A 19,912-nucleotide genomic window follows, 5' to 3' on the forward strand; every position below is an offset into this window, starting at 1 on the left:
GGCGCAGGCCTTCCCTTTTTTGTGTCCGCTTCGGGTCCGGTGGCGCCGGCGTGCACGGTATCCATAGGGGCGTATTTTCTGGTCTCTTGTCGGACCGCGCCGGTAGAATCGCACACATGTTCGATAGGGTCGGGTTGGCGGGGATGGGCGATGAAGCCCTGGTCTCCGCGCTGACGGCCGCGACCCAGGATGAGGCCAAAGTGGCTGCCCGCAGGTTGGCGTTGATCGGTGAGGTGATCGCCCGCCAGTGTGACGGTGAGGACGATGATCACGCCCATCAGGTGATCAACGGGTGGGCCTGGGCCCAAGCCGCGGTGGCGGCGGCCTGCAACCTGAACCCGTATGCGGCGTCCAAGCAGATGCGCATCGCCCAAGCCCTGCGTGACCGGCTACCCCGCACCGCCGCCCTGCTCGCATCGGGGGCGGTCTCGGCGACGGTGGTCGATGCGATCACCTGGCGCACCCACCTCGTCGAAGACCCCGACGCGCTCGGGTTGATCGACACCGCGATCGCCGCCGAAGCCGCCCAGTACGGGGCCCACTCAGAGAAACAGTTGATCGGTGCGGTGGATCTGTGGGTGGAGAAATTCGACCCTGACGCCGTGGTGCGGTCTCGTCGGGCGGCCAAGGATCTGTATGTGGAGTTCGGCGATAAGGACGACCCGAACGGGGTGGCCTCGTTCTGGGGGCGGCTGCGGGTGACCGACACGAAGGTCCTGCAGCAGCGCCTCGACGCCTTGGCTGACACCGTGTGCCCGAACGATCCACGCCGCCGCGGGGAACTACGCGCGGCGGCGTTGGCCGCGCTGGGGGTGGTCGGCCCCGCACTGGAGCGGCTGACGTGCGCGTGTGGGGATCCCGGGTGCGAGGGCAGCGGGAAGGATCCGCGGGCCGGGGCGGTGACGATCTATGTGCTGGCCGATCAGGTGCCCGCCGCCGGCCAACAGGCACCCCAGCAGACTGTGCCGGGCACTACGGGCACCCCGGAATCCCAGCCCACCAAGCCCGAGACCACGTCCGAGTCTGAGTCCGGCGGTGACTCCGAGCCGCAGACACCGGCCGCGGAATCTGACCCCGCGGCTCCCGCGGCGTGCCACCCCAGCCCCGCAGTGATGCTCGACGGCGCCATCATCCCCGCCCACCTACTCGCCGAACTGGCCGCCGGGGGCGCCAAGGTACAGCCGCTCACCGAGATCGCGGCTTTGCCCACCGAACGCCAATATCGTCCCTCGGCCGCGCTGACCGCGTTCGTCCGGATGCGCGCCATGACCTGCTCATTTCCTGGCTGTAGCCGGGCGGCGCACCGCTGCGATCTGGATCATCTGATTCCGTGGCCGGCCGGGGCCACCCACCCCGCCAACCTGGCCCCACTCTGTCGTCTGCACCATCTGCTCAAAACGTTCAGTGGCTGGCAACCCACCGCGAAACCCGACGGCAGCATGCACTGGCACGCACCCACCGGGAATACCTACACCAAGGCTCCCGGTGTGGCACTCCTGTTCCCGCACTGGAACATTCACACACCCGTCCCGCGCAGACGCGCGATCAGGCTCCTCGACGACACCGACCGCGACACCAGAATGCCGGTCCGCACCCGCACCCGCGCACAAGACCGCGCCCAACGCATCAAAGCCGAACGAGTACACAACGCCACCGCCCGCGCCCTCGAACACACCCACAGCGACAGCGACCCACCACCCTTCTGAGGGCGATGGGTCGGCTGCTCGGGTGAGACGCGCTGTCAGCGCTGGGTGCCGGAACGCACGCCCAGCAGGACGTCTTCCCAGGCGGGTACGGACGGCTTGGCCTTGCGGGCACGGCGCGGCTTCGGTGTCGTCGGCGCCGGTTCGTCCTCCGCCTCGGCTTCGGTGCTTGCGGCGGCCGGTGTGGGCTGCACCTCGGGTGCGGTCTGCCGCGGTGCGACCGGGGCAGCGGCGGCCACGGGCGCCGGAGCCTGCGGTGGCAGGACCACCTGAGACGGGTGGATGGGGGCGTGCACCGCCACCGGCGGCACCTCGAAGTCGAGTTGTGCGACAGCGGCCACTGGGCGCAACGGCCGGGCGAAGCTCGGATCGATCAACTCGGCCGCGCTGTCATCGAAGGCCACGACGGTGCCGCCATGCGAGCCGGGGGTGAACCGGAAGTGGGCCTGCAGATCGGACTTGCCGGCCTTCCAGGCCAGCTGCACGGTCCAACGGCCGTCCTCATTGCGCCAGGCATCCCAGTTCGTCGCATTGGGGTCCAGACCGCGGGAGACCAGTGCGGTGGTGATCGTCTCGAGCAGCGTCAGCACCGACGGGCCGTCGGCCAGGACGGGGTGTGCCGCGGTGGCCAACTCGGCCGCGCGCGAGCGTTCCAGCAGCACCGGGTTGGCGAACCGCCGGATCCGGTCGATGTCCTCACCGGCCAGCGCGGCAACCTGCTCCACGGACGCGCCCGCGCGAATGCGGGACTGGATCTCCTTGGGACGCAAGCCTTGACTCACCTCGACCTCGATCTCGGTTTGGTTGGAGGTGGCCTTGTCGCCGCGTACGGCGGCCCGCAGACGGTTGTCGACACGGATCGCGAAATTGTCACCGGAGTCGGGGGCTTCGCAGATGAGCCGCTTGCCGTCCACGTCGAGCCCGACGACCTTCAGTTCCCGCATAGTGCACCTCCACCGCGCACCCTACTTTGTTATCCGCCCGTTACCGCGCAGACACGCAGACTGGTGGCGCGGCCGTGCTCAGATCCGTTCCACGACCCAATCCACGCACGCCGTCAACGCACTGACATCCTCGGGATCGATCGCGGGGAACATCGCGACCCGCAGCTGGTTGCGGCCCAACTTTCGGTACGGCTCGGTGTCGACGATTCCGTTCGCACGCAGGGCCTTGGCGACCGCCGCCGCGTCCACCGAATCAGCGAAGTCGATGGTGCCGACCACCTGCGACCGCAGCTTCGGGTCGGTGACGAACGGCGTTGCGAATTCCGACTTCTCGGCCCACGAGTACAACCGCGACGACGAATCCGCGGTGCGCTTCACCGCCCAGTCCAGCCCGCCGTTGCCCAGCAACCAGTCGACCTGCTCGGCCATCAAGATCAGCGTGCCGATGGCCGGGGTGTTGTAGGTCTGATTCTTCAGACTGTTCTCCACCGCGATGGGCAGCGACAGGAAGTCCGGCACCCAACGGTCGGTGGACGCGATCGCGTCCACACGGGCCAGCGCCGCGGGGGACAGCGCCGCGAACCACAGTCCGCCGTCACTCGCGAAGTTCTTCTGCGGCGCGAAGTAGTAGGCGTCGGTGTCCCGGATGTCGACCGGCAGCCCGCCGGCCGCCGAGGTGGCGTCGATGAGCACCAGGGCGTCACCTGCCGGGCGCTGCACCGGCACCGCCACACCCGTGGAGGTTTCGTTGTGCGCCCAGGCGACCACGTCCACCGACGGATCCGAAACCGGCTCGGGCGCGCTGCCGGCGTCGGCCTTCACGATGATCGGGTCGCCGACGAACGGGTTCTTCGCCACGCAGGAGGCGAACTTGGAGCTGAACTCGCCGTAGGTCAGGTGCAGCGACTTCTTGTCGACCAGCCCGAACGCGGCGGCATCCCAGAAGGCGGTCGACCCGCCATTGCCCAGGATGACTTCGTAGCCGTCGGGCAGGGAGAACAGCTGACGCAACCCATCGCGCACCCGGCCGACCAGGTTCTTCACCGGTGCCTGCCGGTGCGAGGTGCCGAACAGGTCACCCGCGGCGGCCAGGGCGGCCAGCTGCTCCGGGCGCACCTTGGAGGGGCCGCAGCCGAAGCGGCCGTCTCTGGGCTTGATATCGGCGGGGATCGTCAGTTCGGCCATGGCGTCAAGATTATCGGCCGAGGAGATGTCATCCGGCCTGGGGCACCACGTAGGTCGGCTGGTAGGGGTTCTGGCCACGCTCGATCGCCAGCGCCCGCAGGTACGCCTCCACATTGGGGTAACCGGCGATCTCGGCCTGCTTCTGCAACGCGACCTGCCGGGCCAGTTCGGTCTGGGCCTGCGCGGTCGCCTTGTCGGCCTCGGCTTTGGCGCGCGCGGCGTTCGCATCGGCCACGCCCTTGGCCTCGGCGGCGCGCGCGTCGGCGATGGCCTTCTGCTCGGCGATGATGGCGTCCTTGAGGCCCTCGTCCACGGGGTCCGGTTTCATGACCGTCACCTGGAAGTTGGTGAAGAACTCGCGGCCGTCGGTGCGGGCGCGCGAGGCCCCGGGCAGCGCGTCGCGCAGCGCGTTCTGAAACTCGATGCGCACCTTCTCGTCATTCCAGATCTCACGCCAGGTGTACTTCTGGGCCACGCTGATGAGGACCTGTTCGGCGGGCTGGCCGATCACATAGCGCAGCAGATTCACCCAGCCGGTGGTGACCAACCCGTCGTTGTCGAGCCAGCCCTGGTACTTGGTGCCGAAATCGCGATGGAAGTCCATCAACATGCCGCAGTCGCTGGTCAGGTCGAAGGTGATGACCACCGGAACTCGCAACTCGGCGGGCGCGGTCGCGTTGGAGACCACGATCGTCGGCTCCGCCTCGGAATCCGGGCTGCCGGTCGCATCCCAGCTGATCTGGCGCGACGGGTAGCGGTAGGCCTTGAACCCGCCCGGCGGGTTGAAGGCCGAGGTCTCCGGGTCGATACATCCGTCGACTTTGGGATCGGCCGGGATCAGGAGGTAGTCGTCGACCTTGATAGCGGTCTGGCCGGGACCGATTTGCGTCGCGCAACTCGATAGCACGGCGCCGGAGAACAGCAGGGCGACGACGCCCACCGCGCCGATGATGATGGCCTTTGTCCGACGAGCCATGGCTTCCCCGAATCTGTAACCCGAACCGCACCGCAGTCGGGGCGACGGGCGATCAGTCTAACTTGATCTTGATCCACAATAGGTGACCTGGCTCACATGTGACCTGGATAACGCCGCGGCGCCACATCTCGGGAAAGCCCCTGTTTAATTACTGGGACCGCGGGTACTGTTCCTAGACATCGAGCGACCGAATGTAAATCTCACGGTAGGCAGGGAGGCCCCCCGAATGGCTGTCAAAGAAGCCAAGACGCGTGTGATCAAGCGTTGGCGTCGCAACATGGAGGTTCGCGACGACGTCGAGTACACCGACATGCTCACCACGCTGTCCGAGGGATCGGTACGACGCAGCTTCAACCCGTTCACCGATATCGAGTGGGATTCGCCCGAGTTTGCGGTGATCCCGAACGACGAGCGCTGGATCCTGCCCGACACCGACCCGATCGGTGGGCACGAGTGGTACCAGTCCCAGTCGGTGGAGCGTCAGATCGAGATCGGCATGTGGCGCCAGGCCAACGTCGCCAAGGTGGGCCTGCACTTCGAGAACATTCTGATCCGCGGGCTCATGGAGTACTCGTTCTGGGTGCCCAACGGTTCCCCGGAGTACCGGTACTGCCTGCACGAGTCCGTCGAAGAGTGCAACCACACCCTGATGTTCCAGGAGATGGTGAACCGGATGGGCGTGGATGTGCCCGGCATGCCGAAGCTGCTCAAGTGGGTGCAGCCGATCATTCCACTGGCCGCCGGACCGTTCCCGATCCCGTTCTTCTTCGGCGTGCTCGCCGGTGAGGAGCCGATCGACCACACCCAGAAGAACGTGCTGCGCGAGGGCAAGGCCCTGCACCCGATCATGGAGCGGGTGATGGCGATTCACGTCGCCGAGGAAGCGCGCCACATTTCCTTTGCGCACCAGTACCTGCACAAGCGGGTCCCCGGCCTGCGCCGCCGCCAGCGCTGGATGCTGTCGATCTTCGTGCCGCTGACCATGCGGATCCTGTGCTCGGCGATCGTCGTGCCGCCGCGCGAATTCTGGAAGACCTTCGACATCCCCCGTTCGGTGCGCAAGGAGATCTTCTTCTCCGCGCCCGAATCGCGAATGTTCCTGCGCAACATGTTCTCCGATGTCCGCATGCTCAGCTACGACACCGGTCTGATGAACCCGATCGCCAAGCTGGTCTGGAAGCTGTGCAAGATCGACGGCCCGCCCGCTCGCTACCGCAGCGAACCGCAGCGTGAGCACCTGGTGTCGGTCGCTTCGTAAGCGGCGCCGGTAACACAAGATGCCCCACGTCATCACCCAGTCGTGTTGCAGCGACGGGTCCTGTGTCTATGCGTGCCCGGTCAACTGCATCCATCCCTCCCCGGATGAGCCGGGTTTCGCGACCACCGAGATGTTGTTCATCGATCCCGATGCCTGCGTTGACTGCGGCGCCTGCGTCAGCGCCTGTCCGGTGGGTGCGATCTCCCCGGATACCAAGCTGACCGAGAACCAGCTGCCGTTCGTGGAACTCAACGCGGCGTTCTATCCGAAGCGCGAAGGCAAGCTGCCGCCGACGTCCAAGCTGGCGCCGGTGCTGCCCGCGCCGATGATCGAGTCACGGGGCGGTCCGCTGCGGGTGGCGATCGTCGGTTCCGGGCCGGCGGCGATGTACGCCGCGGACGAACTGCTCACCCAGCGAGGGGTCTGGGTGAACGTGTTCGAAAAGCTGCCCACGCCTTATGGTTTGGTGCGGGCCGGGGTGGCGCCGGATCATCAGAGCACCAAGCGGGTCACGCGTCTGTTCGATCGGGTGTCCGAACATGCCGGGTTCACCGCCTTCCTCAACGTCGAGGTGGGCAAGCATCTGAGCCACGCCGAGCTGCTCGAGCATCACCATGCGGTGCTCTACGCGGTCGGCGCGCCCAATGACCGCCGGCTCGACATCGAGGGCATGGGCCTGCCCGGCAGCGTCACCGCCACCGAAGTGGTCGCCTGGTTCAACGGCCACCCCGACTTCGCGGACCTGGCGCTGGACCTCGGTCATGAGCGGGTGGTGATCATCGGCAACGGCAACGTCGCCCTCGACGTGGCACGGATCCTCACATCCGATCCGGATGCCTTGGCGCGCACCGATATCGCCGACCACGCGCTGGCGGCGCTGCGATCCTCGAAGGTGCGGGAGGTGGTGGTCGCGGCACGGCGCGGTCCCGAGTTCTCGGCGTTCACGCTGCCCGAGCTCATCGGCTTGACCGCCGCGTGCGAGGTGGTGCTCGACGCCGCCGACCATCAGCGGGTCACCGCGGACCTGGCCACCGTGGCCGACCGTCTCACCCGCAACAAGCTGGAGATCCTGGCCAAGCTGGGCGACGCATCGGCGCCGATCACCCGTCCGCGGATCCGACTGGCCTACCAGCTGACCCCGCGGCGTCTGCTCGGCGAGGACCGGATCAGCGGTATCGAGTTCACCGACGGCGCCACGCTGGACGCCGGCCTGGTGGCGACCTCAATCGGCTACCGCGGCAAGGCGATTGCCGATCTGCCGTTCGACGAGGTGGCCGGCGTGGTGCCCAATGACGGGGGCCGGGTGCGCGACAGCGCCGGTGCGTATGTGGCGGGCTGGATCAAGCGCGGCCCGACCGGCTTCATCGGCACCAACAAATCCTGCGCGGCCGAGACGGTGCACCGTCTGGTGGAGGACTACAACCAAGGACGGCTCGGCGACCCGGCCCACAAGCCGGCGGCGCTGGACAGGCTGGTCCGAAGCCGTCAGCCCGCGGTCGTTGACGCCGCGGGCTGGCGGGCCATCGACGCCGCGGAGATCGCGCGCGGTGGTGGGCAGCGTCCGCGAGGCAAGTTCGTCGACATCGCCGAGATGCTCGCGGTCGCGGCCACGGCGCCGCGCCCGCCCGCGCACAAACGGCTGCTGGCGGGTCTGCGTCGCTGACTCCTGCCGAATGTGGTCCACCGCCGCAGCGCAGCGTGTATACGAAATGAATGCGTAGTGGTCGGATCGCTGGGGTGGCAGTGGTGGTCGGCATCTGGTCGGCGACCGGGTGGGGATACCCGGGTTTGGCGTGGGCCGACACCCCGGGAGCGGAACAGGGCACCGAGCAGGGCGCCGAACACGGTGCCGACCAGGCCTCGGCCCCCGGGCCCGAGGTCCGCAAACTGGAACGCCGGGTCGGGCCCCGGACCGTTCGGCAGGTGCAGAGCGCCGCGGGTGGGGGACTGTCCGCGCCGCGCCTGAGCGGCCTCACCCCGGACGCCCGGCGTCCCGCAGACACCACGCCCGCGGACACCGCAGCCACCGCAACCGCGGACGCCGAACCGGCGGCCACCGACGCGAGTGCGTCTGGGCGGGCTCAGGTGCCGACCGCGGCGCCGGTCGTCGCGGCGACCGCCCCGGTGGGCGCCACCGCGGCCGCGCCCGTGACGTGGACATCGACGCTGCCCAACCCGGTCACCGCGATCCGGTACGTGGCCAATGTCGTCAAGAGCCTGGTCGGCGCGGTGCTCAGCCCGTTCGCCGCGGGGCTGCCCGCCGGACCGGTGGGTCCGCAGTCGGCCTGGGCGGTGCTGGCCTGGGTGCGCCGCGAACTGTTCAACGCCACACCGCGCATCACCGACGACGGCGAGACGACGCAGACCACCACCGGGCAGGTCCTCGGTAATGTCGGCGCCTCCGACCCCGACGGTGACCCGTTGCGCTACACCGTGGTCGGCCGTCCGATCAACGGCGGGACGGTCCAGATCGACCAGACCACAGGCGATTTCATCTACCGGCCGACCAATGCGATGGCCGCCACCGGCGGCACCGACTCCTTCACTGTCGTCGTCGACGACCAGCGGGCCGGCGTGCACTGGCACGGCCCGCTCGGGTTCCTGCAGCACGTCCCCATCCTGGGCAACCTGTTGCGTCCCGGCGGCGGGCACGGCGTGGCCCGCACCATCACCGTCGAGGTCGACCCGGTCGAGGGTGTGGACCTGTCCTTCCCGGACGACTTCCACTGGGGTGTGGCGCATGCGGGATTCCAGGCCGAAGGCGGCCCGGGCTCACCGATCGATCCGAACTCCGACTGGTACAAATGGGTGCACCATCCATTGAACCAACTGCTCGGGCTGACCAATGGGGTCCCGGAGAACGGTCCGGGTACCTACGTCTCGTATGACTCCGACGCGGCGCTGGCCAAGGACGAGCTCGGCATGAACACGTTCCGGATGTCCATCGAATGGAGCCGGATCTTCCCGAATTCGACCGCTGGGATCGACATCACGGATGAGGGTGGCGGGGTGAGCCTGGCCGATCTGCAGGCCCTGCAGGCGCTGGCCAACCCGGTCGAGGTGGCGCACTACCGGGCCGTCTTCGACGCGTTGCGCGCGCACGGCCTGGAACCGCTGGTCACCGTCAACCACTTCACCCTGCCGCTGTGGGTGCATGACCCGATCACCGCACGCCCACTCATCCAACTGGGTCTGCCCGCGCCGGCGGCCGGCTGGCTGTCGGACCAGACGCCCGTCGAGTTCGAGAAGTACGCCGCCTTCCTGGCCTGGACCTACGGCGACCAGGTGGACAACTGGGTGACGCTCAACGAACCGTTTCCGCCGGTGATGACCGAGTTCCTGGCCATCCCCGGGCTGGTGCCGAGCTGGCCCCCGGGCGTCGTGCGCACCGATCTCGCAGCCCGCTTCGTGGTCAACGAGGCCAAGGGCCACGTCGCGGCGTATGACGCGATCCACGCGTGGGATGACACCGCGTTCGTCGGCTTCGCCAACAACATGGTCCCGGCGCGCCCGGCCAACCCGGTCAACCCTCAGGACGTGGCCGCCGCGGACGCCTGGAACCGGGTGTTCAACCAGTGGTTCCCCAACGCCGTCATCGACGGCTGGATCGACGCCGACTTCGACGGCAAGAAGACCGCCGACGAGATCCATCCCGGCTTCGCCGACAAGGTCGACTTCCTGGGCGTGCAGTACTACGGCTCACAGCCGATGGGTGGCTTCGGATTCGCGCCGTTACCCGGTTTCAACTTCCTGCAGGGCATCCCGTTCCGCTGCCAGCCGTCCTCGCAGACCTGCAGCGATTTCAACCAGCCCATCGACCCGGGCGGATTCCGTGAGGTGCTCGAAGTTGCTGCCTCCTACGGCAAACCGATCTGGATCACCGAGAACGGCGTGGCCGACGACGAGGACACCAAACGGCCGTCCTACATCGTCAACCACATCGCCGTGGTGCAGGACCTGGTGGCGCACGGTACCGACATCCGCGGCTACACCTACTGGTCCTTCGTCGACAACCTGGAGTGGTCGGAGGGCTACCACCTGCAGTTCGGTCTGTACGGCTCGGATCCCGACACGCCGGAACTGGAGCGCACCCCCAAACCCGCCAGCATCGCGGCGATCAGTGCGATCACCGGTGCGAATGCGTTGCCGACGGGCCTGTTGGAGCTCTACCTGCCCGGGGCTAACCCTGGTTCTGCATAGCTGTGGCGATCTCCTCCATGCTGACCTCGCGCACCGGCTGGCCCAGCGACCACTGATGGCCGAACGGGTCGCGCACCATGCCGTAACGGTCACCCCAGAACTGGTCGTCCAACGGCATCACCACCTCCGCACCCGCCGCGACGGCCTGCGCGAACTTGGCATCCACATCGGTGACGGTGAGGTGGATGGTGACCGGGGTGCCGCCAAACGCCTTGGGGGTCTGGGACTTCCCGTTGTCGAACTCGGGGAAATCGTCGTTCAGCATGACCGTGGACCCGTTGATCTGCACTGCGGCATGGATCAGCCGGCCGTCGGCCTGCGGCACTCGGCCGAGTTCAGTGGCGCCGAAGGCCTTGACGTAGAAGTCGATGGCGGCGGCGGCGTCATCGACGCACAGGTGCGGGATGACGGCGGGAGTGATATCGATGGCCATGGTTGTCTCCTGGTGTTTGGCGACTGACGATCTATAGACCGGGCACGCGCCCGGATCTCATCGCATGCAATCACGAGGGTGTGACAAGGCCTCAGACCACCGAATATCCCGGTGGCAGGTTCGTCCTGCCGGTCAGCGCCGCCAGCACCGTCTCGCCGTGGCCGAGCCGGACGGCCACCCGGGTGGCCAGCACACCGGCCTGTTCGACGGCCTCGATGGGCAGGCCGGCATCCAGGCCGGTGGCCCGGGCGATGTCCATACCGTGCACCACGAGTTCGAACACCCGGGTCTGCAGATAGTCCGACAACCGGATGCCCAGCCCGCCGATCACGCGGATCGCCGGGTCCCCGGCGGCGTCGACATCGGCGAGGGCCCGTGCGACGAGTCCGTCGACGGTGGCAGCCGGGTCGGTCCCGAGCGCACGACCGGCCTGGCGGCCGCGTTCGTCGATGGCCTCGGCGCCGGCAGAACCCATGAACTCGCGCACCCATACGTAGTAGGCCACGGCGTCGTCGACGTCGACGGTGTCGGCCGGGGTGCGCAGATAGTCGCTGACCGTGATGAGCGAGCGGGAGGTATGCCCGACCAGCGCACGTAGATCCCATTCGCCCAAGCCTGGACCGTCCCAGGCTGTTTCGGGCACGGCCCGCACCAGACGCGCGAAAGCCGCAGCGGCCGAGGCGAATACGGTAGCGGTCATGATGCTGAGATGCGATCCCACCCGGCAACCGAATCCGCGGGGCGCGGGTCCGGCCCGATGTACACCGCCGACGGGCGTACCAATTTGCCCAGCCGTTTCTGCTCGAGAATGTGCGCACACCAGCCGGCCGTCCGCCCGCAGGTGAACATGGCGGGCATCATCGTGGGCGGCACCTGAGCGAAATCCAGGATGACGGCCGCCCAGAACTCGACGTTGGTCTCGATGGCGCGGTCGGGCCGCCGTTCCCGGAGCTCGGCGAGCGCGGCCTGCTCGAACGCCGCCGCCACCTCGTAGCGCGGGACGCGAAGTCGTTCGGCGGTCGCGCGCAGCACCCGGGCCCGCGGATCCTCGGATCGGTACACGCGGTGACCGAAACCCATCAGTTTGTCCCCGCGATCCAGGATGCTCTTGACCACGGCTCGGGCGTCGCCGCTGCGTTCGGCCTCCTCGAGCATCGGCAGCACCCGCGCGGGCGCACCGCCGTGCAGCGGGCCGCTCATCGCTCCGACCGCCCCGGACAGCGCCGCCGCGACATCGGCTCCGGTGGAGGCGATCACGCGGGCGGTGAAGGTCGACGCATTCATGCCGTGTTCGGCGGCGGTGACCCAGTAGGCGTCGATGGCCTCGATGTGGCGCGGATCCGGGTCGCCCTGCCAGCGGGTCATGAAACGTGCCGTGACGGTGTCGCATTCGTCGATGGCCTTCTGCGGCACGGCGGGCCGATAGATGCCGCGAGCGGACTGTGCGACGTAGGACAGTGCCATCGCGGACGCACGGGCGAGCTGATCGCGCGCCGTGCCGTCGTCGATGTCGAGCATCGGCGCGTAGCCCCAGATCGGCGCCAGCATGGCGAGCCCCGCCTGCACGTCCACCCGGACATCACCGGAGTGGATGGGTAGCGGGAACGGTTCGGCGGGGGCCAGGCCGTGCCGGAAATCACCGTCGACCAACAACCCCCAGACCTCACCGAAGGTGACGCGGTGGGCCACCAGGTCCTCGATGTCGACGCCGCGGTAGCGCAGCGCACCGCCGTCCTTGTCGGGCTCGGCAATCTCGGTGGTGAACGCCACCACGCCCTCGAGCCCGGGGACGAAATCCTCCGGAACCGGCGACAGCTCTGTCATGCCCCGATTCTCGCACTCGTCCGCAGACGCCGTCGCGGGCGTACCGTTCTGCAGATGGAACCGGAACAGCTCGCGCGGATGCGGGCCGAATACGGGTCGGTGGAGAAGGATGGCAGCGCGGATCTGGACGCCGACTGGGTGGCCGACGGATGGCTGGCCTTGTTCAACCGATGGTTGGCCGAGGCCCATGCGGCCGGGCTGGCGGAGCCCAACGCGATGGTGGTCGGCACCGTCGACGCGGAGGGCCGGCCGATGACGCGCACCGTGCTCTGCAAGAGCGCCGGCGACGACGGGATCACCTTTTTCACCAACTACGACTCCGCCAAGGGCGAGCAGCTGGCAATACGGCCGTATGCCTCGGCCACCTTCCCCTGGTATGCGTTGGGGCGCCAGATTCACCTGCGCGGCCCGGTGATCCGCGTGCCTGCGGCCGAGACGGCCGACTACTGGTCCAAGCGTCCACGTGGCTCGCAGCTCGGCGCCTGGGCATCCAAGCAGTCCGAGCCGATTCCCTCCCGCGCGGCACTGATGGCTCAACTCGCCGATGTCAGTGCCCGGTTCGCCGATTTCGAAGCAGTTCCGGTTCCGCCCAATTGGGGTGGGTACCTGATCGCGCCGGAGGTGGTCGAATTCTGGCAGGGCCGGGAAAACCGCGTGCATAACAGGATTCGCGTCACACCGGCCGACGGTCGGGTGGAGCGTCTTCAGCCGTAACCTCCGGCGCACTCTCAGGTGGCCGGGTTACGATCCAGTGGTGACAGCCGCGAGCAGGGAACCCGATCTCGGTTTGCGCGAACGAAAAAAGCAACGCACCCGGGCGATCTTGATCGACGCGGCGCTCGAACTCTGTCTGCGTCAAGGCTACGAGCAGACCACCGTCGACCAGATCGCTTCGGTGGCCGAGGTGTCCCCGCGCACCTACAGTCGCTACTTCGCTACCAAGGAAGCCGTCTTTCTTACCCTGCTGGAGGATCTGTCCGAGCAGATCGCGGCCGAAGTGCGTCAGTTGCCGCGCGGAATCGGCCCGATCGAAGCGTTGCGGGCGGCACATATCGCAGTGCTCACCAAGTCCGCGGCCGGTCAGATCGACGGCTTCACCAGTGACCGTGTGGTGCTCACGCTGCGCGTGATCAATAGTGCAGATGCCTTGCAGCAGGGCGCATTCGAATTCAAGTCCCCCGCGGTGCAGGCCGCTCTGGCCGAGCTGATGGGCGTCGAGCCCGACGACCGTCAGCTGTTGCTGGGGTTGTCGGTGTTCTCTGCCATCGTGCTGGCGGCCTGCGGTGACCTGGTCGAGGACACCGACGGGATGCTGCTGGGCCCGTTGCTGATGATCGAGCGGCTCAACCAAGCGTGTGAGCAGGTTGCTGGGTTCGCAGGACAGATGTTCCTCACCCGCCCCGGACAGCAGCCGGCCGGCGACGATTTTCCGGCGAATGTCTGAGCGGCCACCCAGCGGGCTGCGGGAACGGAAGAAGCTGCGGACCCGCGCCACGTTGATCGAGACGGCAGCCGAACTGTGCGAGCGGCAGGGTTTCGACAAGACCACCGTCGAGCAGATCGCGGCCGCCGCGGACGTCTCGCCGCGCACCTTCAGTCGGTACTTCCCGACCAAGGAGGCAGTGATCTTCGCCATCATCGAGGACACCGCCGCCTTCGTCGCCGACGAGTTGGCGCTGCTGCCGACCGATATCAACGAGTTCGAAGCGATGCTGCGGGCCCACCTCAAAGCCGTGCAGCCGGGCCTGGACGGCAGGCCGACGCCGATCTTCCACCGGATGGCGGCGCTGATCCGGATCGTGAACTCCTCGGCCAGCCTGGCCGTGACGAACATCCCGTACCGCCAGCAGCAGGATCATTTCCCCACCGTGGTCGCCATCGCCAAGCGGATGGGGCTGCCCCGCGACCATGACGCGGTGCACCTGGTGCTGGAGACCTGGACAGCGGTGATGAACGCCGCGACCCGGGGCCTCGGAACGCCGGGTCAGCCGCCCATCGAGCCGGACGTCGTCGCGGCCCGCATCACGGCGGCCTACCAGACGCTGACCCGGACGTGGCGGCCGTGGAGCTCGGCCCTGGAGTCGACCGATCTGCCCGCCGGGGAACCCCCCGCAAGCGCTCCGGATTGTTAGCGACTACCGTCCAGTATCAAGAGACGGCTTTCGGTCGCCTCACCCGTGACGACGCCCAGAGAAGGGGTTCCAGTGGCCGCAAACTCCAGCCCTGACGAGAAAGCCACCCTGTCGTATCCGGGCGGCTCCCTGGACTTGGAGATCGTCCACGCCTCCGAAGGTTCGGACGGTATCGCGCTGGGGCCGCTGCTGGCCAAGACCGGTTACACCACATTCGACGGCGGCTTCGTCAACACCTCGTCGACCAAGAGTGCGATCACCTACATCGACGGGGACGCCGGCATCCTGCGCTACCGGGGCATCCCGATCGAGCAACTGGCCGAGAAGTCGACCTTCCTTGAGGTCAGCTACCTGCTGATCTACGGCGAGCTGCCGACCTCCGATGAGCTGGCCACCTTCACCAACCAGATTCAGCGGCACACCCTGCTGCACGAGGACCTCAAGCGTTTCTTCGACGGCTTCCCCCGCAACGCGCACCCGATGCCGGTGCTGTCCTCGGCGGTCAATGCGCTGAGCGCCTACTACCAGGATTCGCTGGACCCGCTGGACAACAAGCAGGTCGAGCTGTCAACGATCCGGCTGCTGGCCAAGCTGCCCACCATCGCCGCGTACGCGTACAAAAAGTCCGAGGGCCAGCCGTTCCTCTACCCGGACAACTCGCTGACGCTGGTCGAGAACTTCCTGCGGATGACCTTCGGTTTCCCGGCCGAGCCGTATGAGGTAGATCCCGAAATTGTTCGCGCCTTGGACATGCTTTTGATCCTGCATGCCGACCACGAGCAGAACTGCTCGACGTCCACGGTGCGCCTGGTCGGATCCTCGCAGGCCAACCTGTTCACCTCGATCTCCGGCGGTATCAACGCCCTGTGGGGTCCGCTGCACGGCGGTGCCAACCAGGCTGTGCTGGAGATGCTGACCAAGATCCGCGACGGCGGTGACGATGTCGCCACCTTCGTCAAGAAGGTCAAGAATCGCGAGGACGGCGTGAAGCTGATGGGCTTCGGGCACCGGGTCTACAAGAACTACGACCCGCGGGCGCGCATCGTCAAGGAGCAGGCCGACAAGATCCTGGGCAAGCTCGGCGTCGATGATCCGCTGCTGGACATCGCCAAGCAGCTCGAGGAGATCGCGCTGACCGACGACTTCTTCGTGGAGCGCAAGCTCTACCCGAACGTCGACTACTACACCGGCGTCATCTACCGCGCGATGGGCTTCCCGACGCGCATGTTCACCGTGCTGTTCGCGCTGGGTCGGTTGCCTGGCTGGATCGCGCACTGGCGGGAGATGCACTCCGAGCCGGGCAAGATCGGCCGTCCGCGCCAGATCTACACCGGTTACACCGAGCGCGACTACGTCGACCTCGGCGGGCGTTGACCTTTCTCGTACCGAGAGATTTCTCACGCGGGCGGTAGGTTGCCCGACAAACAGTTGTAGTTTCACAATTGTTGTGTGAATGACACCATCAGCACGCTGACTGCGCGGCGCAAGGCGATCGTCCTCGCGTCCTGTTGTCTGAGTTTGCTGATCGTGTCGATGGACGCCACCATCGTCAATGTCGCGATCCCCGCGATCCGCACCGATCTGGGCGCGACGGCATCGCAACTGCAGTGGGTCATCGACGTCTACACCCTGGTGCTCGCCTCCCTGCTGATGCTCTCCGGCGCGATGGGAGATCGTTTCGGCCGCCGCCGGGTGTTCCAGGCCGGACTGGTGATCTTCGCCCTCGGTTCGTTGCTGTGCAGCCTCGCCCCGGGGATCGACGCGCTGATCGCGGCGCGATTCCTGCAGGCCATCGGCGGCTCGATGCTCAATCCGGTGGCGCTGTCCATCATCTCGCAGGTGTTCACCGGACCGGTCGAACGTGCCCGGGCCATCGGTATCTGGGGTGCGGTGGTGGGCATTTCGATGGCACTGGGCCCCACCGTCGGCGGGCTGCTCATCCACCTGATCAGCTGGCGGGCGGTGTTCTGGATCAACCTGCCGATCTGTCTGGCGGCCATCGTGCTGACGGCGATTTTCGTGCCGGAGACCCGCTCGGCGACCATGCGCAACATCGACCCCGTCGGCCAGTTGCTGGCCGTGGTGTTCCTGTTCGGTGCGGTCTTCACGCTGATCGAGGGCCCCGCCCTGGGGTGGGGCAACGCACGGGTCATCGCCGCGGGCGGGGTGGCGGTGCTGGCCTTCGCGGCCTTCCTGCGCTACGAATCCCGGCGCACGGATCCGTTCATCGATCTGCGCTTCTTCCGCAGCGTGCCATTCGCTTCCGCGACGGTGATCGCGATCTGTGCGTTCGCCTCCTGGGGTGCGCTGCTGTTCATGATGTCGCTGTATCTGCAGGGCGCACGCGGTTATTCGGCGGTCCAGACCGGTCTGATCTACCTACCGATCGCCGTCGGTGCGCTGGTCTTCTCGCCGCTTTCGGGCCGGCTCGTGGGCCGCTACGGTGCCCGGCCGTCGCTGCTGGTGTCCGGGGTGATGATCGCGGCGGCTTCGACCGTGTTGGCGCTGTTGCCCGAGGCGGCTCCGGTGTGGGCGCTGATGACGGTGTTCGCCGTCTTCGGTATCGGCTTCTCGATGGTCAACGCGCCCATCACCAACGCCGCGGTCAGCGGGATGCCGCTGGATCGGGCCGGCGCGGCCTCCGCGGTCACCAGCACCAGCCGCCAGATCGGGGTGAGTATCGGTGTGGCGCTGTGCGGTTCGGTCGCCGGTGCGGCGCTGGCAGGCACCGGGAGCTTCGCCGCCTCGGCACGCCCGCTGTGGCTGGTGTGCGTCGCGCTGGGGGTGGTGATCGTGGTGCTCGGTGTCGTCTCGACAGCGCCACGGGCCATGGAGTCGGCGCGGCGGCTGGCCCCGCTCATCGAGGGACCGAAGGCGGCGGCCGATGCCTGATGATCTGGCCGACGAGGTGTGGCGGCTGATGGCCTCGGTGGTGATCAATAACCAGGACACCTGGAAACGCGCCGTGGTGGACCGGACCGGTCTGCCGTTCAGCAGGATTCGCATCCTCAGCCGGTTGGCGCGCGAGCCGCTGTCGGTCAAGCAGATCGCGGCCGCTGCCACCATCGATGCCCCCGCCGCGACCGTGGCCGTCAACGATCTGGAGGAGCGCGGTCTGGTGGTCCGGCAGATCGACCCCGGCAACCGCCGCTCCAAGACGGTGTCGCTCACCCCCGCCGGGCGTGAGCTGCTCGCGATCATCGATACCGTGGAGAACCCAGCACCCGCACCGTTGCGTCGCCTCAGCGCTGCCGATCTTGCTGCGCTGCAAGCACTCCTGCGGAAGCTGGGCTGACCCGGCGCCGTCAGCTCTCCAGCACGGCCATCGCCGCATTGTGCCCGCCGATACCGGACACCGCGCCGCCGCGGCGGGCCCCCGAGCCACACAGCATGATGGCTTCGTGGTCGGTGGCTACGCCCCAACGCCGCGCCGGGGTGTCCAGCTCCTCGTCGTCCTCGGCGAACGGCCAGCTCAGTGCGCCGTGGAAGATGTTTCCCGCGGTCATCCCCAACGCGTTTTCCAGATCGGTGGTGGTCTTGGCCTCCACGCACGGCCGTCCGTCGGGGTCCTGCAGCACGACATCCTGGATGGGTTCGGCGAGCACCGAGTTCAACGAATGCAGCGCCGCCGCAGCGAGTTTGATGCGCGCGGTATCCGGGTCCAGATCTGCGAGCAGATGGTGCGGAGTGTGCAGCCCGAAGACGGTCAGGGTATGGGCGCCGCTGCGGCGCAGCGGCTCGGACAGGATGCTCGGGTCGGTCAGCGAGTGGCAGTAGACCTCGCACGGCAGCGGATCCGGTATCGACCCCGACGCGGCATCGGCGTACGCGGTGTCGAGTTGACGCAGCGTCTCGTTGATGTGGAAGGTGCCGGCGAACGCCTGCTCCGGACCGACCCATTGATCACGCAGCCGCGGAAGGCGTTTCAGCACCAGGTTGACCTTGATCTGTGCACCCGGGGCGATATCGGGTTCCGGTTCGCCGAGCAGACGGGCCAGCACCGCGGGTGTCACACCGGCCAGCACATGCCTGCCGTGGATGGTGTGGTCGCCGCCGCGGGTGCGGTAGCTGACGTCACCGTCCGGGCTGATCGCGTACACCTCGGCGCCGGTGACGATCTCGGCGCCGAAACCGCAGGCCGCAGCGCTCAGTGCGCCGGTGACCGCGCCCATCCCGCCGACCGGCACGTCCCAGTCGCCGGTGCCGCCACCGAGCAGGTGGTACAGCATGCAGATGTTCTGCGTCAGGGACGGATCGTCGGTGGCCGCGAACGTCCCGATCAGCGCGTCGGTGGCCATCACCCCGCGCACCAGGTCGCTGCGCACCGCCTCGGCCACGCTGTGCCCGATCGGTGTCTCGATCAGCGCCTGCCAGGCGGCGCCGGCGGCCGGGTCACCGGCGGCCAACACCCTGTTGTGGATGGTGTTGCGGGTGGTCAGTGGGGCCATCAGCGTCGGCCACAGCGCGCCGGTCACCAGTCGGGCGCGCCGGTAGAACTCGTTGAACCGGGCCTCGTCATCGCCCGCCCCGACGGCCGCGAACGTGTTTCGCGGTCCGATCAACAGACCGGACGCTCCCCGGTTGGCCGGATCCGGTGTGTAGGACGAGTAGCGCCGGCGCGCCAACCGGAACCGCGCGCCGAGATCCTCGATGATCCGCCGCGGCAGCAGGCTGACCAGATAGGAGTACCGGGACAGCCGCGCGTCCACCCCGTCGAAAGCGTGCGCGGAGACCGCGGCGCCACCGACATGGTCCAGTCGCTCCAGCACGGTGACCCGACGACCCGCCCGGGCCAGGTAGGCCGCCGCGACGAGTCCGTTGTGCCCACCCCCGACGATCACGATGTCTTGGTCTGGAGCCACAAAGCCAGTTTGCCCGACTACGGTGTGAAACCGTGGCAACGAAACCCGAGATTGAATTTCCCGATGGCCCCGCACCCACCGAACTCGTCATCGAGGACGTGACGGTCGGCGACGGCGCCGAGGCGGTGCCGGGCGGCACCGTGCAGGTGCACTATGTGGGGGTCGAGTACGACACCGGCGAAGAGTTCGACAGTTCGTGGAACCGGGGCGAGGCCATCTCGTTCCCCCTGCGCGGCCTCATTCAGGGCTGGCAGGACGGTATCCCCGGCATGAAGGTCGGTGGCCGGCGCAAGCTCACCATCCCGCCGGAGCTCGCCTACGGTCCCGCCGGTGGCGGACACCAACTGTCCGGCAAGACGCTGATATTCGTGATCGACCTGCTGGCCGCTCGCTGA

The 19,912-nt window shown here is 67.7% G+C and carries 18 protein-coding genes; 11 read left to right on the forward strand and 7 right to left on the reverse strand.

The window, feature by feature from the left end; genetic code table 11:
- Positions 1-116: 116 nt before the first annotated feature.
- The gene (locus A7U43_RS08195; protein ID WP_067993340.1) at positions 117-1,706 is read left to right on the forward strand and encodes an HNH endonuclease signature motif containing protein; all 1,590 of its coding nucleotides are present in this window, start codon (positions 117-119) and stop codon (positions 1,704-1,706) included.
- A gap of 35 nt (positions 1,707-1,741) precedes the next feature.
- On the opposite strand, the gene sepH is transcribed toward A7U43_RS08195, so the two are convergent.
- The 3 genes from sepH to A7U43_RS08210 all read right to left on the reverse strand — a co-directional run bounded on the left by sepH (position 1,742) and on the right by A7U43_RS08210 (position 4,808).
- Positions 1,742-2,647 carry a septation protein SepH gene (gene sepH / locus A7U43_RS08200; protein WP_067993342.1) on the reverse strand — a complete coding sequence of 302 codons (906 nt, stop codon included), beginning with the start codon at positions 2,645-2,647 and terminating at the stop codon, positions 1,742-1,744.
- 78 nt (positions 2,648-2,725) lie between these two features.
- Positions 2,726-3,832 carry a phosphoserine transaminase gene (serC, locus tag A7U43_RS08205; RefSeq protein ID WP_067993344.1) on the reverse strand — a complete coding sequence of 369 codons (1,107 nt, stop codon included), beginning with the start codon at positions 3,830-3,832 and terminating at the stop codon, positions 2,726-2,728.
- A 28-nt stretch (positions 3,833-3,860) separates the two neighbouring features.
- The gene (locus tag A7U43_RS08210; RefSeq protein ID WP_067993346.1) at positions 3,861-4,808 is read right to left on the reverse strand and encodes a membrane protease subunit, stomatin/prohibitin; all 948 of its coding nucleotides are present in this window, start codon (positions 4,806-4,808) and stop codon (positions 3,861-3,863) included.
- Positions 4,809-5,034: 226 nt separating this feature from the next.
- Here A7U43_RS08210 and A7U43_RS08215 point away from each other — a divergent pair, with 226 nt between their 5' ends.
- The 3 genes from A7U43_RS08215 (at position 5,035) to A7U43_RS08225 (ending at position 10,266) form a co-directional block, all read left to right on the forward strand.
- Positions 5,035-6,066 carry an AurF N-oxygenase family protein gene (locus tag A7U43_RS08215; protein ID WP_067993348.1) on the forward strand — a complete coding sequence of 344 codons (1,032 nt, stop codon included), beginning with the start codon at positions 5,035-5,037 and terminating at the stop codon, positions 6,064-6,066.
- 19 nt (positions 6,067-6,085) lie between these two features.
- Positions 6,086-7,729: a 4Fe-4S binding protein gene (locus tag A7U43_RS08220; RefSeq protein WP_067993350.1), complete on the forward strand. Its 1,644-nt coding sequence runs from the start codon at positions 6,086-6,088 to the stop codon at positions 7,727-7,729.
- 74 nt (positions 7,730-7,803) lie between these two features.
- Positions 7,804-10,266 (forward strand): family 1 glycosylhydrolase, encoded by a 2,463-nt coding sequence (locus A7U43_RS08225; protein ID WP_231963549.1) that lies wholly within the window; start codon positions 7,804-7,806, stop codon positions 10,264-10,266.
- Here A7U43_RS08225 and A7U43_RS08230 read toward each other — a convergent pair.
- The 3 genes from A7U43_RS08230 to A7U43_RS08240 form a co-directional block, all read right to left on the reverse strand.
- Positions 10,247-10,699 carry a VOC family protein gene (locus tag A7U43_RS08230; protein ID WP_067993358.1) on the reverse strand — a complete coding sequence of 151 codons (453 nt, stop codon included), beginning with the start codon at positions 10,697-10,699 and terminating at the stop codon, positions 10,247-10,249. The genes A7U43_RS08225 and A7U43_RS08230 overlap by 20 nt on opposite strands.
- 91 nt (positions 10,700-10,790) lie before the next feature.
- Entirely contained in the window at positions 10,791-11,399 is a 609-nt protein-coding gene (locus A7U43_RS08235) for a maleylpyruvate isomerase N-terminal domain-containing protein (RefSeq protein ID WP_067993360.1), read from the reverse strand.
- A complete protein-coding gene (locus A7U43_RS08240) occupies positions 11,396-12,514 on the reverse strand; it encodes a citrate synthase 2 (protein WP_197500038.1) in 1,119 nt (372 codons plus the stop codon). Before A7U43_RS08240 ends, A7U43_RS08235 begins: the two co-directional genes overlap by 4 nt.
- A gap of 63 nt (positions 12,515-12,577) precedes the next feature.
- Between A7U43_RS08240 and pdxH the strand changes: the two genes are divergently transcribed.
- From pdxH to A7U43_RS08270, 6 genes are all read left to right on the forward strand, one after another.
- A complete protein-coding gene (gene pdxH, locus A7U43_RS08245) occupies positions 12,578-13,237 on the forward strand; it encodes a pyridoxamine 5'-phosphate oxidase (protein ID WP_082902049.1) in 660 nt (219 codons plus the stop codon).
- A gap of 40 nt (positions 13,238-13,277) precedes the next feature.
- A complete protein-coding gene (locus A7U43_RS08250) occupies positions 13,278-13,967 on the forward strand; it encodes a TetR/AcrR family transcriptional regulator (RefSeq protein WP_068002177.1) in 690 nt (229 codons plus the stop codon).
- Positions 13,960-14,655 carry a TetR/AcrR family transcriptional regulator gene (locus A7U43_RS08255; RefSeq protein ID WP_067993363.1) on the forward strand — a complete coding sequence of 232 codons (696 nt, stop codon included), beginning with the start codon at positions 13,960-13,962 and terminating at the stop codon, positions 14,653-14,655. Before A7U43_RS08250 ends, A7U43_RS08255 begins: the two co-directional genes overlap by 8 nt.
- Before the next feature lie 72 nt (positions 14,656-14,727).
- Positions 14,728-16,029, forward strand: a complete 1,302-nt coding sequence (locus A7U43_RS08260) for a citrate synthase (protein ID WP_082902051.1) — start codon at positions 14,728-14,730, stop codon at positions 16,027-16,029.
- Positions 16,030-16,125: 96 nt separating this feature from the next.
- Positions 16,126-17,547: a DHA2 family efflux MFS transporter permease subunit gene (locus tag A7U43_RS08265; RefSeq protein ID WP_068002183.1), complete on the forward strand. Its 1,422-nt coding sequence runs from the start codon at positions 16,126-16,128 to the stop codon at positions 17,545-17,547.
- A complete protein-coding gene (locus A7U43_RS08270) occupies positions 17,540-17,950 on the forward strand; it encodes a MarR family winged helix-turn-helix transcriptional regulator (RefSeq protein WP_067993364.1) in 411 nt (136 codons plus the stop codon). Before A7U43_RS08265 ends, A7U43_RS08270 begins: the two co-directional genes overlap by 8 nt.
- Positions 17,951-17,960: 10 nt before the next feature.
- On the opposite strand, the gene A7U43_RS08275 is transcribed toward A7U43_RS08270, so the two are convergent.
- On the reverse strand, positions 17,961-19,517 hold the full coding sequence (locus A7U43_RS08275; RefSeq protein WP_067993367.1) for a phytoene desaturase family protein: 1,557 nt from the start codon (positions 19,515-19,517) through the stop codon (positions 17,961-17,963).
- A 32-nt stretch (positions 19,518-19,549) separates the two neighbouring features.
- Here A7U43_RS08275 and A7U43_RS08280 point away from each other — a divergent pair, with 32 nt between their 5' ends.
- Positions 19,550-19,912 (forward strand): FKBP-type peptidyl-prolyl cis-trans isomerase, encoded by a 363-nt coding sequence (locus A7U43_RS08280; RefSeq protein ID WP_067993369.1) that lies wholly within the window; start codon positions 19,550-19,552, stop codon positions 19,910-19,912.

It is taken from the genome of Mycobacterium adipatum (assembly GCF_001644575.1).
Taxonomy (GTDB): Bacteria; Actinomycetota; Actinomycetes; order Mycobacteriales; family Mycobacteriaceae; genus Mycobacterium; species Mycobacterium adipatum.

What these genes read in the sequence shown, in the direction of transcription:
- A7U43_RS08195 (WP_067993340.1), top strand. Translation starts at nt 117, where the DNA reads ATGTTCGATAGGGTCGGGTTGGCGGGGATGGGCGATGAAGCCCTGGTC.
- A7U43_RS08215 (WP_067993348.1), top strand. Translation starts at nt 5,035, where the DNA reads ATGGCTGTCAAAGAAGCCAAGACGCGTGTGATCAAGCGTTGGCGTCGC.
- A7U43_RS08230 (WP_067993358.1), bottom strand. Translation starts at nt 10,699, where the DNA reads ATGGCCATCGATATCACTCCCGCCGTCATCCCGCACCTGTGCGTCGAT.
- A7U43_RS08255 (WP_067993363.1), top strand. Translation starts at nt 13,960, where the DNA reads ATGTCTGAGCGGCCACCCAGCGGGCTGCGGGAACGGAAGAAGCTGCGG.
- A7U43_RS08235 (WP_067993360.1), bottom strand. Translation starts at nt 11,399, where the DNA reads ATGACCGCTACCGTATTCGCCTCGGCCGCTGCGGCTTTCGCGCGTCTG.
- A7U43_RS08210 (WP_067993346.1), bottom strand. Translation starts at nt 4,808, where the DNA reads ATGGCTCGTCGGACAAAGGCCATCATCATCGGCGCGGTGGGCGTCGTC.
- A7U43_RS08220 (WP_067993350.1), top strand. Translation starts at nt 6,086, where the DNA reads ATGCCCCACGTCATCACCCAGTCGTGTTGCAGCGACGGGTCCTGTGTC.
- sepH (WP_067993342.1), bottom strand. Translation starts at nt 2,647, where the DNA reads ATGCGGGAACTGAAGGTCGTCGGGCTCGACGTGGACGGCAAGCGGCTC.
- A7U43_RS08270 (WP_067993364.1), top strand. Translation starts at nt 17,540, where the DNA reads ATGCCTGATGATCTGGCCGACGAGGTGTGGCGGCTGATGGCCTCGGTG.
- pdxH (WP_082902049.1), top strand. Translation starts at nt 12,578, where the DNA reads ATGGAACCGGAACAGCTCGCGCGGATGCGGGCCGAATACGGGTCGGTG.
- serC (WP_067993344.1), bottom strand. Translation starts at nt 3,832, where the DNA reads ATGGCCGAACTGACGATCCCCGCCGATATCAAGCCCAGAGACGGCCGC.